Origin of the sequence: Aeromonas sp. 2692-1, from assembly GCF_013085505.1 — a bacterium.
In the GTDB taxonomy this organism is placed as follows: Bacteria; Pseudomonadota; Gammaproteobacteria; order Enterobacterales; family Aeromonadaceae; genus Aeromonas; species Aeromonas hydrophila.
The window spans coordinates 3,090,170-3,105,773 of sequence record NZ_CP038513.1 but is presented as its reverse complement, the minus strand read 5'-3'; the positions used below and the strand labels follow the sequence as shown (position 1 = coordinate 3,105,773).

Annotated in this window: 11 protein-coding genes and 1 pseudogene; 5 read left to right on the top strand and 7 right to left on the bottom strand. The window is 60.6% G+C overall.

All coding sequences use genetic code 11. The features are described 5' to 3' along the window. The first annotated feature begins 230 nt into the window (after nucleotides 1-230). The 3 genes and pseudogenes from E5E97_RS14765 (at nucleotide 231) to E5E97_RS14755 (ending at nucleotide 4,497) form a co-directional block, all read left to right on the top strand. On the top strand, nucleotides 231-1,325 hold the full coding sequence (locus E5E97_RS14765) for a putative 2-aminoethylphosphonate ABC transporter ATP-binding protein (protein WP_118881361.1): 1,095 nt from the start codon (nucleotides 231-233) through the stop codon (nucleotides 1,323-1,325). Beyond that, a pseudogene (locus E5E97_RS14760) lies at nucleotides 1,322-3,069 on the top strand (putative 2-aminoethylphosphonate ABC transporter permease subunit). The gene E5E97_RS14765 and the pseudogene E5E97_RS14760 overlap by 4 nt, the downstream one beginning before the upstream one ends. A gap of 18 nt (nucleotides 3,070-3,087) precedes the next feature. Next, nucleotides 3,088-4,497: an FAD-dependent oxidoreductase gene (locus E5E97_RS14755; RefSeq protein ID WP_171280477.1), complete on the top strand. Its 1,410-nt coding sequence runs from the start codon at nucleotides 3,088-3,090 to the stop codon at nucleotides 4,495-4,497. A gap of 118 nt (nucleotides 4,498-4,615) precedes the next feature. Here E5E97_RS14755 and E5E97_RS14750 read toward each other — a convergent pair whose 3' ends face one another. Next, nucleotides 4,616-5,071 carry a YcgN family cysteine cluster protein gene (locus tag E5E97_RS14750; protein WP_005300228.1) on the bottom strand — a complete coding sequence of 152 codons (456 nt, stop codon included), beginning with the start codon at nucleotides 5,069-5,071 and terminating at the stop codon, nucleotides 4,616-4,618. Between the two features lie 595 nt (nucleotides 5,072-5,666). Here E5E97_RS14750 and E5E97_RS14745 point away from each other — a divergent pair. Both E5E97_RS14745 and E5E97_RS14740 read left to right on the top strand, forming a co-directional pair. Continuing rightward, the gene (locus E5E97_RS14745; protein WP_171280476.1) at nucleotides 5,667-6,206 is read left to right on the top strand and encodes a hypothetical protein; all 540 of its coding nucleotides are present in this window, start codon (nucleotides 5,667-5,669) and stop codon (nucleotides 6,204-6,206) included. A gap of 2 nt (nucleotides 6,207-6,208) precedes the next feature. Beyond that, entirely contained in the window at nucleotides 6,209-6,478 is a 270-nt protein-coding gene (locus tag E5E97_RS14740) for a hypothetical protein (RefSeq protein WP_216368119.1), read from the top strand. A 151-nt stretch (nucleotides 6,479-6,629) separates the two neighbouring features. Here E5E97_RS14740 and sucD read toward each other — a convergent pair whose 3' ends face one another. The 6 genes from sucD to sdhA all read right to left on the bottom strand — a co-directional run bounded on the left by sucD (nucleotide 6,630) and on the right by sdhA (nucleotide 15,604). After that, complete coding sequence (sucD, locus tag E5E97_RS14735; protein ID WP_005300222.1) at nucleotides 6,630-7,502, bottom strand: succinate--CoA ligase subunit alpha; 873 nt, start codon at nucleotides 7,500-7,502, stop codon at nucleotides 6,630-6,632. After that, a complete protein-coding gene (gene sucC / locus E5E97_RS14730) occupies nucleotides 7,502-8,668 on the bottom strand; it encodes an ADP-forming succinate--CoA ligase subunit beta (protein WP_011705801.1) in 1,167 nt (388 codons plus the stop codon). The genes sucD and sucC overlap by 1 nt, the downstream gene beginning before the upstream one ends. A gap of 223 nt (nucleotides 8,669-8,891) precedes the next feature. Beyond that, the gene (gene odhB, locus E5E97_RS14725) at nucleotides 8,892-10,079 is read right to left on the bottom strand and encodes a 2-oxoglutarate dehydrogenase complex dihydrolipoyllysine-residue succinyltransferase (RefSeq protein WP_011705800.1); all 1,188 of its coding nucleotides are present in this window, start codon (nucleotides 10,077-10,079) and stop codon (nucleotides 8,892-8,894) included. Between the two features lie 92 nt (nucleotides 10,080-10,171). After that, nucleotides 10,172-12,982, bottom strand: a complete 2,811-nt coding sequence (gene sucA, locus E5E97_RS14720) for a 2-oxoglutarate dehydrogenase E1 component (protein ID WP_024945410.1) — start codon at nucleotides 12,980-12,982, stop codon at nucleotides 10,172-10,174. 122 nt (nucleotides 12,983-13,104) lie between these two features. Continuing rightward, complete coding sequence (locus E5E97_RS14715; protein ID WP_011705798.1) at nucleotides 13,105-13,821, bottom strand: succinate dehydrogenase iron-sulfur subunit; 717 nt, start codon at nucleotides 13,819-13,821, stop codon at nucleotides 13,105-13,107. A gap of 16 nt (nucleotides 13,822-13,837) precedes the next feature. Beyond that, a complete protein-coding gene (gene sdhA / locus E5E97_RS14710; RefSeq protein WP_011705797.1) occupies nucleotides 13,838-15,604 on the bottom strand; it encodes a succinate dehydrogenase flavoprotein subunit in 1,767 nt (588 codons plus the stop codon).

The following is a 15,604-nucleotide window of genomic DNA, read 5'->3' as shown; positions in this document are numbered from 1 at the left end:
CCAATCAACTGCCAGTCGAAGGCCAACCCAGGTTGGCCTTCGCTTTTTTGGCATCAACCCCATGTGTGTGTCGTCCTCAATGGGTGGAGCCCCGTCCATCCACACAGGGCCAAGCCACCAGCTGGCGCCCCGTCGTCATCTGACTGTCATCAAGCTGTCATCCCCCGATCACCTGACCGTCATACTTCACCTGCAAACTGGTATATACCAAATCAGTAGCGAGTCGAACCATGACCCAGCCCTATCTGGACATTCAACATCTCAACAAGCAGTTCGGTACTTTTCAGGCCCTCAAGGGGATCTCTCTGACCATTGAGCCGGGGGAGTTTGTCTGCTTTCTCGGCCCCTCCGGCTGCGGCAAGACCACCCTGCTCAGAGCCATCGCCGGGCTGGATCTGCCGGACAGCGGCGAGATCTGGCAAGGGGGGCGCAATATCTCCCAGCTGCCGCCCCAGCAGCGCGACTTTGGCATCGTGTTTCAGTCCTACGCCCTCTTCCCCAACCTGACGGTGGCGCAGAACATCGCCTTCGGCCTTGAGAATCAGGGACTGGCGCGGGATCTCATCAAGGAGCGGGTCGATCACTGGCTGGGGCTGGTGGATCTCACTGCCCAGTCCCACAAATACCCGAGCCAGATCTCCGGCGGCCAGCAGCAGCGGGTGGCGCTGGCCCGGGCGCTGGCCCTCTCCCCCGGCCTGCTGCTGCTGGACGAACCGCTCAGCGCGCTGGATGCGCTGGTGCGCACCCACCTTCGCAGCGAGATCCGCGCCCTGCAGCAGCGTCTTGGCATCACCACCATCATGGTGACCCACGATCAGGAAGAGGCGCTGACCATGGCCGATCGCATCGTGGTGATGGAAGGCGGCCGCATCGTACAGGTGGGCACCCCGCAGGAGATCTACCACCAGCCTGCCAGCCGTTTCGTGGCAAGCTTCGTCGGCACCATGAACTTCCTCGACACCCTGGTGCTGAGCCCCACTCAGGTGCGCCTTAACGAGCAACCGCTGCAACTCGCCAACCGGGCGGCGGCCGGCAGCAAATTGCAGGTGGCGATCCGCCCCGAGGCGATCACCCTGAGCGCGCCGAGCGAGCCATATCTTGGGCAACATGGCGTTGAAGCAACCATCGATCAGGTGGAGTTTCTCGGCGCCGCCCAGCGTCTTATCTGCACCGCCGACACCTATCTGGGCCCGCAGCAGATCCTGGTGGAGCGCCCGACCCACGAGCTGCCCCGCCACGAACAGGGTGGCTGGCGCAGCGGCATGCGCTGCTCGCTGCACTGGCCCGCCGCGGCGATGCAGCTGTTTGAAGGAGAACGCCCATGACTGCCCCCTTTGCGACCTCCTCCCTGCAGCCGCCAGCGCCAGCCCGGCAAGACACCCGCTGGCAGCGGCTCTGTCGCGGCTGGAGCCGGGATAAGCTGCTGCAACTGACCCTGCTTCTGCTCGGCATCGCCCTGCTGGTGGGGGCCTCTTGCTGCCGCTGCTCACCATGCTGCAAAAGAGCCTGCAAGATGAAAACGGCGTCTGGGTGGGCCTTGCCAACTTCAGCGCCTATTTCGACTCCCCTCATCTGGGGCGCACCATCGGCAACACCCTCTGGCTCGGGGTGCTGATCACCGCGCTGGTGGTGACCATCGCCTTTGGCTACGCCTACGCCCTCACCCGCACCTGCATGCCGGGCAAGCCCCTGTTTCGCCTCATCGGCCTTATTCCGCTCTTGATGCCCTCCCTGTTGCCCGCCATCAGTCTGGTCTACTGGTTTGGCAATCAGGGGATCGCCAAGGGGCTGCTCGGCGGCGAGAGCATCTACGGCCCCATAGGCATCGTCATCGGTCTTGGCTTCTGGTGCTTCCCTCACGCCCTGATGATCCTTATCACGGCGCTCGGTCAGAGCGACGCCCGCCTCTATGAAGCCTCCCGGGTGCTGGGCAGCAGCGGCTGGCGCACCTTTGTCACCGTCACCCTGCCTACCGCCCGTTATGGCCTGCTCAGCGCCGCCATCGCCGTCTTCACCCTCACCATCTGCGACTTCGGGGTGGCCAAGGTGATTGGCGGCCAGTACAGCGTGCTGGCCACCGACATCTACCGGCAGGTGATCGGAATGCAGAACTTCTCGCTGGGCGCCGTTGCCAGCGTCACCCTGCTGCTGCCGGCACTGTTGAGCTTTGCGCTGGAGCACAGGGTGCGCAGCAAGATGCAGGAGCAGAGCAGCACCAAGGCGGTGCCGTATCGCCCCAAGCCCCATCCGCTGCGGGATCTGCTGGCGCTCGGCTGGTGTTCGCTGTGGGCACTGCTGTTTCTGGCGCTGGTCGGGATGGCCGTTTACGGCTCCCTGGTGCAGTTCTGGCCCTACAACCTCGCTCTGACGCTGGATCACTACGCCTTTGACAGCAACAGCGTCTATGGCTGGCAGCCCTTTACCAACACCTTGCAGCTGGGCCTTTATACCGCGCTTATCGGCACCGTGCTGGTGATGGTGCTGGCCTGGGCACAGGAGAAGGGGCGCCACTTTGCATGGCTTCGCCAGTTGCTGCATCTGCTTGCCATGCTGTCGCTGGCGGTACCCGGCATGGTGCTGGGGCTGGGTTACATCTTCTTTTTCAACGGTAATCCGCTGTTTGGCGGCCTATACGGCACTCTCTATGGCACTCTGCCGCTGATGGTGCTCTCCTGCATCATCCACTACTACACCGTGGGTCATATGACGGCGCTGACCAGCCTGAAACAACTGCCCAAGGAGCTGGAGCTGGTGGCCATCTCATTGCGCATTCCGCTCTGGAAGGCGTTCTGGCGAGTCACCCTGCCCGCCTCCCTGCCAGCGCTCTTGGAGATCTTTATCTATCTGTTCGTCAACGCCATGACCACCACCTCGGCGGTGATCTTCCTCTATTCGAGCGACAGCGTGCTTGCCTCCATCGCCGTGCTGAACATGGAGGATTCCGGCGATACCGCCGCTGCCGCCGCCATGGCCACCCTGATCCTGCTGGCCGCCGCCACCGTCAAGCTGCTCCAGCTCTTTTTGAGCCGCGCCCTGCTGGATCGCACCCAGCGCTGGCGCCACCCATAACCTTATCGAGGAGTCATCATGTCCACTCTCCCCTTCTGGCTGGCCGAGGCGCTAGCCGCCGAACAGCCCGCGCCGCCTATCCCCCTTGTCGGCAACCACGAGGCCGATGTCTGCATCGTCGGCGGCGGCTTTACCGGGCTGTGGAGCGCCATCGCCCTTAAACAGGCCGAGCCACACTTGCGCATCATGGTGCTGGAGAAAGATCGCTGCGGCAGCGGTGCCTCCGGGCGCAACGGCGGCTGCCTGCTCACCTGGTCGGCCAAATACCTGACGTTAAAGCGCCTGTTTGGCGAGCAGCAGGCCGCCTGGCTGGTGCAAGGCTCCGAGCAGGCGGTGCACGAGATCGCCCGCTTCTGCGAAACGCACAACATAGAGGCGCAGCTGAGGGTCGAGGGCACCTGCTACACCGCCACCAGCGAGGCCCAGCGCGGCCTGATGGAGCCGGTATTGCAGGCGCTAAAGCGAGCCGGCCTTAACCAGTGGCAGGCGATTGCGGAGGGTGAGCTGGCGAGCCAGAGCGGCTCCCACGTTCATCTGGAGGGACTCTACAGCCCCCACGCGGGCTCGGTGCAACCGGCACTGCTGGTGCGCGGCCTGCTGCGGGTGGCGCGGGAGCTGGGGGTCGAGGTTTATGAGCACTCCCCCATGCAGCGCCTCGAAGGGGGCCAGCCATCGCGGGTGCAGACAGCGCAGGGCGAGGTGCGCGCCCGCAAGGTGGTGCTGGCCCTCAACAGCGCCATGGCGGCGCACTTTCGCGAGTTTCGCCGCAGTATCGTGCTGGTCTCCTCCGATATGGTGATCACCGACCCCGCGCCGGATGCACTGGCCGCCCAGCAGCTTGCGCACGGCCGCTCCGTGGTGGATGGCCGCACCTTTGTCCACTACTACCGTTCCACCCCGCAAGGGCGGCTGATGCTGGGCAAGGGGGGCAACACCTTCGCCTTTGCCAACCGCCATCTGGCCGAGTTCGATGCCCCGAGCCGTTATCTTGCCCCCCTCACCCGCACCCTGCGCCGCTTCTTTCCGGCGCTCAAAGAGGTGCCCATCGCTGCCAGCTGGTGCGGCGCCTCCGACCGCTCGGTAGATGGCCTCCCCTTCTTCGGCCACTGGCGAGGGCAGCCCAATATCGTCTATGGCCTCGGCTACTCCGGCAACGGGGTGGCGCAGAGCTGGATGGGTGGCCAGATCCTGGCGGCCTTGGTGCGCGATGAAGTGCTGCGGGAGGAGGACAAGCCGTGGCGCGACTGCGCGCTGGTCAGCGGCCCGCGCGGCTACTTTCCGCCCGAGCCGTTTCGCTGGCTGGGGGCCATGGCGGTACGCAACGCCATCCGGCGCAAGGAGCGAGCGGAAGATGAGAACCGTCCGGTGGCCTGGTATGACAAACAGCTGGCCAAACTTGCCGATGCGGCGGGCAAGGCGGACAAATAGGCACCTTCGCCCAGCGCTTTGGAAGGAGCCAGAAAGCCGAAGGGGCAGGAGAGTGATGACTCCCCTGCCCCTTCGCAGTTGGTACGGCTCGCGGCTGGCCCGATAGACAGGCCTGGCGTTAGCTGGCCCAGGTAATGATGTGATCGATCCAGTCGCCGGCATCCACCTCGTGCACTACCTTGCCGCGCACCGACTGGCCGGCCTGGTGCATGGCGCTGCGGCTGCCGGTGATAAGCGGATGCCACTCTGGCAGACTCTGCCCCTCCGCCAGCAGGCGATAGGCACAGGTCGAGGGCAGCCAGTCATATTCGGCAATCTTGTCGTGGGTGATCTGCAGGCAGTCCGGCTCTTTTTTAAAGCGGTTGCCGTAGTCGGAGCACTGGCAGGTCTTGGTATTGAGCAGGTTGCAGGCCACGTTGGTGAACACCAGCTCCTCGGTGTCCTCGTCGATCAGCTTGTTCAGGCAGCACTTGCCGCAGCCGTCGCACAGGGACTCCCACTCCGTCATGGTCATCTGTTGCAGGCTTTTTACCTGCCAAAAGGGGGCGTTCTGCACGGGTTCACTCTGCTGCATAAAAGTTGGCTCACTCAATACACTGACAAGCGCGTGGTTATACGCGCTATGGCCCGATTTTTCAAGGTTGGTGACGGTTTCGCCGATGAACTCCCTGCCGATACCCTCGAGCAGATTTACGATATCGAAGTCACTCGCATCGTCTGTATGCAGCAAGACTGATTTACCCAATCCAATAAGGCTCAGGCGGTAAGGCAGGCTATCAACTACGAGCGAAGCGGAGATGCCGCCAGCCCAGTGCCTTTACCAGCGAAATGCCGACCCCTGAGCCGGCATTTTTATGGAGCAGCGTGATTGTCAGACCTGACAGCGAGGAACACTGTGCAAGGCCAATGGCCTTGGTTTAATGTGCATTCGACTTGGCCCGTTCAATTCTGGCCGCACGAAGGCTATGGCATACAATACTGTCCCCCGATCGTCCTACGAATGGGAAATCGCTTATTGCGTTGCTATTCCATTAATACATTTCTGTCAATAAAGCCACAAAACAATATATTAAACACTATGACATACATGTTTCTTCACACCAGCTGTCATGGTAATGTAAATTTATATTTAAGAAGTTTTTACATCATACCTATTTAAGAGGCTCACCATGAATCCAGAAAAAATTCAATCTGATATCGATGCGCTGTTAACCTATATGAATGATTGCATGGAAAGCTTAGGTTCAACTATTAAGACTATTTATTTTGAATTTAATAATGATGAAAGTGATCGAGTAGCTATAGATAAGAAATTAGGTTGGTCAGAAGAACATTTGTTTAGGATTTTAAATATTTGTAACTCCCGTGGGCTTGTAATGAAAGCTTTTGGTGGCTTTTCAAACATTCAACTCACAGAAGAGGGGCAAAGCAGAGCTATCTCCATAAAACATGGCAGAAATCGCTCATATGAGTTAGGTGCCAGCATGCAAATATCAACATTAAATGTTAATGCACCCTCTCAAATTGGAAATGGAAACACTCAAAGCATCAGCAATGTTTTCAATCAATTAGTTCAAGACATTGACAATTCTCAAGCTTCAGTAGAGGAAAAGGACGAAGCAAAAAAACGGCTTGCTAAATTTCTCGAACACCCTCTTGTTAGCTCCATAGTCGGAGGGGTTGCAGGTTCACTAACTGGGCTGTTTTAATTATGAATGAACTACAGAAAACGATTAAGTTACGCTGTACTTTTTGTCACTCTGAACAGTTTGCAATACCTTATTCTGATTACACGCCCCCTAGCCATAGTTTTGTGGTATGTGCTAATTGTGGTAGAGAAAATGATGTTACATCCTTATTGATAACAGCAAAATCAAAAGGACTTTCGATTGCACAAGATTATGCGGAAGAATTAGTGGATAAAGTTAAATCAGATATAGCAAAAGCTTTTAAGAGCAGTAAGTACATAAAAATAAAGTGACCTAACGAACATTAAATATTTATAAAATATGCGGTGACTGTAGGTTCGAATAGCGAAGCGTATTCGGACGCAGGCGAAAAAAACAAACTATCCCCATAAAAAATGCCGCCCCAAGGGCGGCATTTTTATCAGAGATAACAGGCAAAAGAACTTACCAGCCGGTTACTTCACGCAGGGCCTTGCCGATATCGGCCAGGGAGCGCACGGTTTTCACGCCGGCATCTTCCAGGGCAGCAAATTTCTCGGCCGCGGTGCCTTTGCCACCGGCGATGATGGCGCCCGCATGACCCATGCGCTTGCCAGCCGGAGCGGTGACGCCCGCGATGTAGGAGACCACCGGCTTGGTGACGTGGGCCTTGATGTAGGCAGCCGCGTCTTCCTCGGCATTGCCGCCGATCTCGCCGATCATCACGATGGCTTCGGTCTGCGGATCGTTCTGGAACATCTCCAGAATGTCGATGAAGTTGGAACCCGGGATGGGGTCGCCACCGATACCGACGCAGGTGGACTGGCCGAAGCCCTCGTCCGTGGTCTGCTTGACCGCTTCATAGGTCAGGGTGCCGGAGCGGGAGACGATGCCCACCTTGCCCGGCTTGTGGATGTGGCCGGGCATGATGCCGATCTTGCACTCACCCGGGGTGATGACGCCCGGGCAGTTGGGCCCGATCATGCGCACGCCGGTTTCCTGCAGCTTCACCTTCACGTCCAGCATGTCCAGGGTCGGGATGCCTTCGGTGATGGTGACGATGAGCTTGATGCCGGCATCGATGGCTTCCAGGATGGCGTCCTTGCAGAACGGGGCCGGGACATAGATGACGGAGGCGGTGGCACCGGTGGCTTCCACGGCGTCACGGACGGTGTTGAACACCGGCAGGCCCAGGTGGGTGGTGCCACCCTTGCCCGGGGACACGCCGCCGACCATCTGGGTACCGTAGGCAATCGCCTGTTCGGAGTGGAAGGTACCCTGACCGCCGGTAAAGCCCTGGCAGATCACCTTGGTGTCTTTGTTGATCAGAACGCTCATTATTTGGCCTCCGCTGCTTTTACCACTTGCTGAGCTGCGTCAGTCAGACTCGTTGCGGCGATGATATTGAGGCCGCTGTCGGCCAGTTTACGGGCACCCAGTTCGGCATTGTTGCCTTCCAGACGCACCACCACGGGCACTTTCACCCCCACTTCCTTGACGGCGCCGATGATGCCTTCCGCGATCATGTCGCAGCGCACGATGCCACCGAAGATGTTGACCAGCACGGCTTGTACCTTGCTGTCGGAGAGGATGATCTTGAACGCCTCGGTCACCCGCTCCTTGGTGGCGCCGCCGCCGACGTCCAGGAAGTTGGCCGGGGAACCGCCGTGCAGGTTGACGATGTCCATGGTGCCCATGGCCAGGCCCGCACCGTTGACCATGCAGCCGATGTTGCCATCGAGCGCCACATAGTTCAGCTCCCACTGAGCGGCGTGCGCTTCGCGGGGGTCATCCTGGGACGGATCATGCATCTGGCGCAGCTTGGGCTGACGGTACAGGGCGTTGGCATCGATGTTGATCTTGCCGTCCAGGCAGTGCAGGTTGCCCTGGGCGGTGATCACCAGCGGGTTGATTTCCAGCAGGGCGAAGTCGCAGTCCAGGAACATCTGGCCCAGACCCATGAAGATCTTGGTGAACTGCTTGATCTGCTCGCCGACCAGACCCAGTTTGAAGGCCAACTCGCGAGCCTGATAAGGCTGCGGGCCAACCAGCGGATCGAGGGCGGCTTTGTGAATGAGTTCCGGGGTTTCGTGGGCGACTTTTTCAATCTCCACGCCACCTTCGGTAGAGGCCATGAAGACCACGCGGCGCGAACCACGGTCAACCACGGCGCCCAGATAGAGCTCCTTGGCGATGTCGGTGCAAGATTCCACCAGGATCTTGGTGACCGGCTGACCGTTGGCGTCAGTCTGATAGGTCACCAGGTTCTTGCCGAGCCAGTTCTGGGCGAAGGCACGGATCTCGTCCTTGCTCTTGGCCAGCTTGACGCCGCCCGCTTTACCGCGGCCACCGGCGTGGACCTGGCACTTGACGACCCAGGTGTTGCCGCCAATCTTGTCGGCCGCTTCGGCCGCTTCCTGCGGGGTGGCACAGGCATAACCTTCGGAGACCGGCAGGCCATACTCGGCAAACAGCTGTTTTGCCTGATATTCATGCAGATTCATAGATGCTCTATCCGTGTTGTAGGTATTTCCGTCCGGGGCTCGTGTTTCTCAATCCCCTGTGAAAGGGGTCAAGGCGACCCCTCGTTATCTTTCTAATTTCACTTTCACTCAGACGTTCCGTCGGGGCCGCGTTGGCCCCCGCTTGCCGCCGAACGGGAAGTCCGGCGGCAAGCTTGTGGCGCGAGCCGTCAAGCCAGAGGGCTTGCCGGTCCGGCCGATTTCTTTAGACGTCCAGCAGCAGACGGGTCGGATCTTCCAAGAGCTCCTTGATGGAGACCAGGAAGCCCACCGACTCGCGGCCGTCGATGATGCGGTGATCGTAGGAGAGCGCCAGGTACATCATCGGCAGGATCTCGACCTTGCCGTCGACGGCCATGGGGCGGTCCTGGATCTTGTGCATGCCCAGAATGGCGCTCTGGGGCGGGTTGATGATCGGGGTGGACATCAGGGAGCCAAACACGCCACCGTTGGTGATGGTGAAGTTACCGCCGGTCAGTTCATCCACGGTCAGCTTGCCGTCACGGCCCTTGCCGGCCAGGTCTTTGATGGCCTTCTCGATGTCGGCCAGGCTCATGTTGTCGCAGTCACGCAGCACCGGGGTCACCAGACCACGGGGGGTGGAAACGGCGATGCTGACGTCGAAGTAGTTGTGGTAGACGATGTCGTCACCGTCCAGCGCCGCGTTCACTTCCGGGTAGCGCTTGAGGGATTCCACCACCGCCTTCACGTAGAAGGACATGAAACCGAGCTTGATGCCGTGCTTCTTCTCGAAGATCTCGCCGTACTGCTTGCGCAGCTTCATGATGGGCGCCATGTTGATCTCGTTGAAGGTAGTCAGCATGGCGGTGGTGTTCTTGGCCTCCAGCAGACGCTCGGCGATGCGCTTGCGCAGACGGGTCATGGGCACGCGTTTCTCGGTGCGACCCGCCAGCGGAGCAACCGGCGCAGCCGGGGCTGCAGCGGCAACCGGTGCGGCGGCAGGCTTGTTGCCACCCTTGATGAAGGCTTCCACGTCTTCCTTGGTGACGCGACCGCCCTTGCCGGTACCGGTCAGCTTGGCGACGTCGATGTCATGCTCGGCCACCAGGCGGCGCACGGAGGGGCTCAGGCCATCGGCAGCGTCATCGGCCACCGCTTCGACCGGCTTCTCCTTGGTCTCTTCACCGGCCACCGGGGCAGGCTTGAGCATGGCGATCAGCTGGCGGGAGAGCACGGTGGCCCCTTCGCTTTGCAGGATGTCGCCCAGCACACCGGCTTCCGGCGCCGGCACTTCCAGCACGACCTTGTCGGTCTCGATGTCGACCAGCACTTCATCACGGGCAACCAGATCACCCGGTTTCTTGTGCCAGGTGGCGATGGTGGCATCCGCCACTGATTCCGGCAGGTCCGGTACTTTGATCTCGATAGTCATCTAATCAGTTCCTTGTTACTTCTTGGCCAGCAGGCTTGTTCCAGAGTCGGAGAGGGTCGGCGCAGCGGCGTGCCCTCTCCTTCGCAACGGGTTTATTCCAGGGTCAGCGCGTCTTCCACCAGGGCTTTTTGCTGCTTGGCGTGGACTGACATGTAACCGACGGCCGGTGAAGCCGACGCCGGGCGACCGGCATAACGCAGACGGGCATGGCTTGGCAGCACGCTGTCGTAGTGATGACGGGTGCAGTACCAGGCGCCCTGGTTCTGCGGCTCTTCCTGACACCAGACGAAGTCGGTGACATGGGCGTAGTCGGCCAGGATGGCGCGCACTTCCTCTTCCGGGAAGGGGTAGAGCTGCTCAATTCGCACCAGCGCCACATCTTGCTGCTCAGCCTTGCGACGGGCATCGAGCAGGTCGTAGTAGACCTTGCCGGAGCAGAACACCACGCGTTTGACGCCCTTCGGATCCAGCGCATCGATCTCGCCGATGGCGTTCTGGAAGGTGCCTTCGGCCAGCTCTTCGAGCTTGCTCACCGCCAGCGGGTGGCGCAGCAGGGATTTGGGCGTCATCACGATGAGCGGACGGCGCATCGGGCGCACCACCTGGCGACGCAGCATGTGGAACACCTGCGCCGGGGTGGACGGCACGCACACCTGCATGTTGTGCTGGGCACACATTTGCAGATAGCGCTCCAGACGGGCGGAGGAGTGTTCCGGGCCCTGCCCTTCGTAACCGTGGGGCAGCAGCATGGTCAGGCCGCACATCCGGCCCCACTTCTGCTCGCCGGAGGAGAGGAACTGATCCACCACCACCTGGGCACAGTTGGCGAAGTCACCGAACTGGGCTTCCCAGATGGTGAGGCCGGCCGGCTCGGCGCTGGCGTAGCCATATTCAAAGGCCAGTACCGCGTTCTCGGTCAGCACGGAGTCGTACACCTCGAACGGGCCCTGCTCGTCGTGCAGATTGCACAGCGGGGTGTAGGTGCTGGCATCGGTTTGGCTGTGCAGCACGGCGTGGCGGTGGAAGAAGGTGCCACGGCCGGAGTCTTCACCGGTGAAGCGGATGCGCGAGCCCTTGTCCACCAGGGTGGCGTAGGCCAGGGTCTCGGCAAAGCCCCAGTCCAGCAGCTTCTCGCCGGCGGCCATCAGGCGACGGTCTTCGTAGATCTTCTCGACCTGGCGCTGCAGCACGTGGGTGGCCGGGTACTGGCTGATGCGCTCACCGAGGGACTTCAGATGATCCATCGGCACTGTGCTGTCATAGGCCATGGCCCAGTCGTGACCCAGATAAGGGGTCCAGTCGACGGAGTGCAACTCCATCGGACGCCACTCCTTGCTCACCCGCTCACCGCGATCCAGGGTCTCGCGATATTCGTTGACCAGGGTAGTGGCCAGCTCCTGACTGATGCTGCCTTCCGCCACCAGCTGGTCGGCGTAGATCTTGCGCGGGGTCGGGTGCTGTTTGATCTTCTGGTACATCAAGGGCTGGGTCGCACTCGGCTCGTCGGCCTCGTTGTGACCGTGACGACGGTAGCAGACCAGCTCGATCACCACGTCGCGCTTGAAGGTGTTGCGGTAATCCAGCGCAATCTGGGTCACCAGCACCACGGCTTCCGGGTCATCGCCGTTGACGTGCAGCACGGGGGCCTGCACCGCCTTGGCGATGTCGGTGCAATATTCGGTGGAGCGCAGGTCACGGATGTAAGAGGTGGTGAAACCGACCTGGTTGTTTATGACGATGCGCACGGTCCCGCCCACGCCATAGGCACGGGTCTGGGACATGTTGAAGGTCTCGGCCACCACGCCCTGACCGGCCATGGCGGAGTCGCCGTGGATGGTGATGGGCAGTACGGTCGAACCGTCCTTGTCACCACGACGGTCCATGCGGGCACGGACCGAGCCGATGACCACAGGGTTGACGATTTCGAGGTGAGACGGGTTGAAGGCGAGCGCCAGGTGGACGTTGCCGCCCGGGGTGGCGAAGTCGGACGAGAAGCCCATGTGGTACTTCACGTCACCCGTGCCCCAGGATTCGCCGTGTTTGCCGGCAAATTCGTCGAACAGGTCCTGGGCGCGCTTGCCCAGCACGTTGATCAGCACGTTGAGACGGCCGCGGTGGGCCATGCCGATGACGGCCTCTTTGCAGCCCTGCTCACCGGCGCGACGGATCAGCTCCTTAAGCATAGGCACCATGGCATCGCCCCCTTCCAGGGAGAAACGCTTGGCCCCCGGGAACTTGGCGCCCAGGTATTTTTCAAGCCCTTCGGCGGCGGTCAGGCTCTCGAGGAAGCGGGTCTTCTCTTCCAGGGTGTAGCTGCCCGTCCCTTCGATGGATTCGAGACGCTGTTGCAGCCAGCGCTTCTCCTCGGTGGAGGTGAGGTGCATGTAGTCGGCGCCGATGCTGCCGCAGTAGGTTTTCTTCAGCGAGGCATACAGATCGGAGAGCACCATGGTCTCGCGACCGATGGCGTAGGAGCCCACGTTGAAGGTGGCCTCCATGTCTGCGCCCTGTAGGTTGTGAAACGCGGGATCCAGTTCGGCAACGGTTTCACGCGCCCAGAGGCCGAGCGGATCCAGATTGGCGTTTTGATGGCCACGGAAGCGGAAGGCGTTGATCAGCTGCAATACCCGCACCTGCTTGGCATCCACTTGCGGATCGGAGACGGGGGCACTGTAGCGGGAGGGATCCTTGGCCAGGCGACGGAAATAATCGCGGACTCGGGAGTGAGGTTGTTCTATCGCATGGCCATTGACCTGAGGCAGCGAGCTAAACAGGCTGCGCCACTCTTCGGCTACGGACTCGGGGTCTTCCAGGAAGGATTCGTACAAATCCTCAATATAGCTTGCATTCGCACCAGCCAGGTGAGATGACTCCAACCAGGCCTTCATCACGCCGTTATGCATTTCTATCCCTTGTACATCTTGTTCACTGCAGCGCAGCTTGTAGGGTTTAAATAGCCATCCAGCCATGGTGACGGATGGCTATCCAGAGGTCGGGCCTGGCGCGTGACGCCCTGGCCCTGATACTAAACAGCCCGATTGAGCAGCATCGACTTGATCTGACCGATGGCCTTGGTCGGGTTCAAGCCCTTGGGACAGACGTTCACGCAGTTCATGATGCCGTGGCAACGGAACACGCTGAAGGCGTCATCCAGATTACCCAGTCGATCGGTAGCCGCGGTATCGCGGCTGTCCGCCAGCCAGCGATAGGCGGCGAGCAGACCGGCCGGGCCGATGAACTTGTCCGGGTTCCACCAGAAGGAGGGGCAAGAGGTGGAGCAGCAGGCACAGAGAATACACTCGTACAGGCCATCCAGCTTGGCGCGCTCTTCGGGGGATTGCAGGTGCTCACGCACGGGCGGCAATTTTTCGTCGTTGATGAGGAAGGGTTTGACCTTCTCCCACTGGGTGTAGAACTGGGTCATGTCGATCACCAGATCACGGATCACCGGCAGGCCTGGCAAGGGGCGGATAACGACGTTATTGCCCTTCTTCAGCAGATCGGAGAGCGGGGTGATGCAGGCAAGACCGTTCTTGCCATTCATGTTGAGACCGTCAGATCCACAGACCCCTTCGCGGCAAGAGCGGCGGAAGGCGAGCGTGGGATCCAGCTCTTTGAGCTGGATCAGTGCATCGAGCACCATCATGTCGGAACCTTCAGGAATATCAAGACGATATTCCTTCATATGGGGGACGTTATCAACATCCGGATTGTATCTGTAGACAGAGAATGTGACGTTCATAGGGCTAGCTCCGCAATCAGTAAGTCCGGACCTTGGGCGGGAACGCCTCACGGGTCTTGGGTGACATGTTGACAGCGCGACGGGTCATGGACTCGGTGTCCGGATGATAGAGGCTGTGGCACAGCCAGCTTTCATCGTCACGCTCCGGGAAATCGAAGCGGCTGTGGGCGCCCCGGCTCTCGGTACGGAAGTTGGCAGCCACCGCGGTGGCATAGGCCGTCTCCATCAGGTTGTCCAGCTCCAGGCACTCGATGCGCTGGGTGTTGAACTCCTTGGAGGTGTCGTCCAGACGGGCGTTCTTGAGGCGCTCGCGGATGAGTTTCAGCTCGGCCAGCCCTTCGGCCATGGCATCGCCTTCCCGGAATACGGAGAAGTTGTTCTGCATGCAGCGCTGCAGGTCCTTGCGGATCTGCACCGGATCTTCACCGTCACGGCAATTTTCCCAGCGGTTGAAGCGGGACAGTGCGGCGTCGATATCGGCGTCGGAGGCGGCGCGGCCGTGCTCCATCTCGCTCAGGGTGTTGACCAGGTGCATGCCGGCGGCGCGGCCAAATACCACCAGATCCAGCAGCGAGTTGCCACCCAGACGGTTGGCACCGTGCACCGAGACGCAGGCGATTTCGCCCACCGCAAACAGACCGACCACCGGCACGTCGTTGCCGTCCTTGTCCTGGGTCAGGCACTGGCCGTTCACGTTGGTCGGCACGCCGCCCATCATGTAGTGGCAGGTCGGAATGATGGGGATGGGTTCCTTGACCGGATCTACGTGGGCGAAAGTGCGAGAGAGCTCGCAGATGCCCGGCAGACGGGATTCCAGCACCTCTTTGCCGAGGTGATCCAGCTTGAGCTTGATGTGCGGGCCCCAGGGACCGTCACAGCCGCGACCTTCGCGGATCTCGATCATGATGGAACGGGCCACCACGTCGCGACCGGCCAGATCCTTGGCGTTCGGCGCATAACGCTCCATGAAGCGCTCGCCGTCTTTATTGAGCAGGTAGCCGCCTTCACCGCGGCACCCTTCGGTCACCAGCACCCCTGCCCCGGCGATGCCGGTCGGGTGGAACTGCCAGAACTCCATGTCCTGCACGCCGACCCCGGCGCGCAGCGCCATGCCGACGCCATCACCGGTGTTGATGTGGGCGTTGGTGGTGGACTGGTAGATGCGACCGGCGCCGCCGGTGGCCAGTACGGTGGCCTTGGCCTTGAAGTAGACGACTTCACCGCTCTCCATGTCGATGGCGGTACAGCCAACGATGTGACCGTCCTGGTTCTTCACCAGATCCAGCGCATACCACTCGGAGAAGACGGTGGTCTTGTTCTTGACGTTTTGCTGATAGAGGGTGTGCAACAGGGCGTGACCGGTACGGTCGGCTGCCGCCGCGGTACGGGCCGCCTGCTCGCCACCGAAATTCTTGGACTGGCCACCAAACGGACGCTGATAGACGGTGCCGTTGTCGAAGCGGGAGAAGGGCAGGCCCATGTTCTCCAGTTCATAGACGGCCTCGGGGCCGGTCTTGCACATGTATTCAATGGCTTCCTGATCACCGATGTAATCGGAGCCCTTGACGGTGTCGTACATGTGCCACTGCCAGTTGTCGTCGTGGGCATTGCCCAGCGCAACCGTGATCCCGCCCTGGGCAGAAACCGTGTGAGAACGGGTCGGGAATACCTTGGATAACAGAGCGCAGCTCTTGCCGGATTGGGCAATCTGCAGCGCGGCGCGCATGCCGGCGCCACCGGCACCGATCACCACCGCATCAAATTCACGAGTTGGAATAGTCAC

What these genes read in the sequence shown, in the direction of transcription:
- sucC (WP_011705801.1), bottom strand. Translation starts at nt 8,668, where the DNA reads ATGAATCTGCATGAATATCAGGCAAAACAGCTGTTTGCCGAGTATGGC.
- E5E97_RS14765 (WP_118881361.1), top strand. Translation starts at nt 231, where the DNA reads ATGACCCAGCCCTATCTGGACATTCAACATCTCAACAAGCAGTTCGGT.
- E5E97_RS14755 (WP_171280477.1), top strand. Translation starts at nt 3,088, where the DNA reads ATGTCCACTCTCCCCTTCTGGCTGGCCGAGGCGCTAGCCGCCGAACAG.
- sucD (WP_005300222.1), bottom strand. Translation starts at nt 7,502, where the DNA reads ATGAGCGTTCTGATCAACAAAGACACCAAGGTGATCTGCCAGGGCTTT.
- E5E97_RS14715 (WP_011705798.1), bottom strand. Translation starts at nt 13,821, where the DNA reads ATGAACGTCACATTCTCTGTCTACAGATACAATCCGGATGTTGATAAC.
- sucA (WP_024945410.1), bottom strand. Translation starts at nt 12,982, where the DNA reads ATGCATAACGGCGTGATGAAGGCCTGGTTGGAGTCATCTCACCTGGCT.
- E5E97_RS14750 (WP_005300228.1), bottom strand. Translation starts at nt 5,071, where the DNA reads ATGCAGCAGAGTGAACCCGTGCAGAACGCCCCCTTTTGGCAGGTAAAA.
- odhB (WP_011705800.1), bottom strand. Translation starts at nt 10,079, where the DNA reads ATGACTATCGAGATCAAAGTACCGGACCTGCCGGAATCAGTGGCGGAT.
- E5E97_RS14740 (WP_216368119.1), top strand. Translation starts at nt 6,209, where the DNA reads ATGAATGAACTACAGAAAACGATTAAGTTACGCTGTACTTTTTGTCAC.
- E5E97_RS14745 (WP_171280476.1), top strand. Translation starts at nt 5,667, where the DNA reads ATGAATCCAGAAAAAATTCAATCTGATATCGATGCGCTGTTAACCTAT.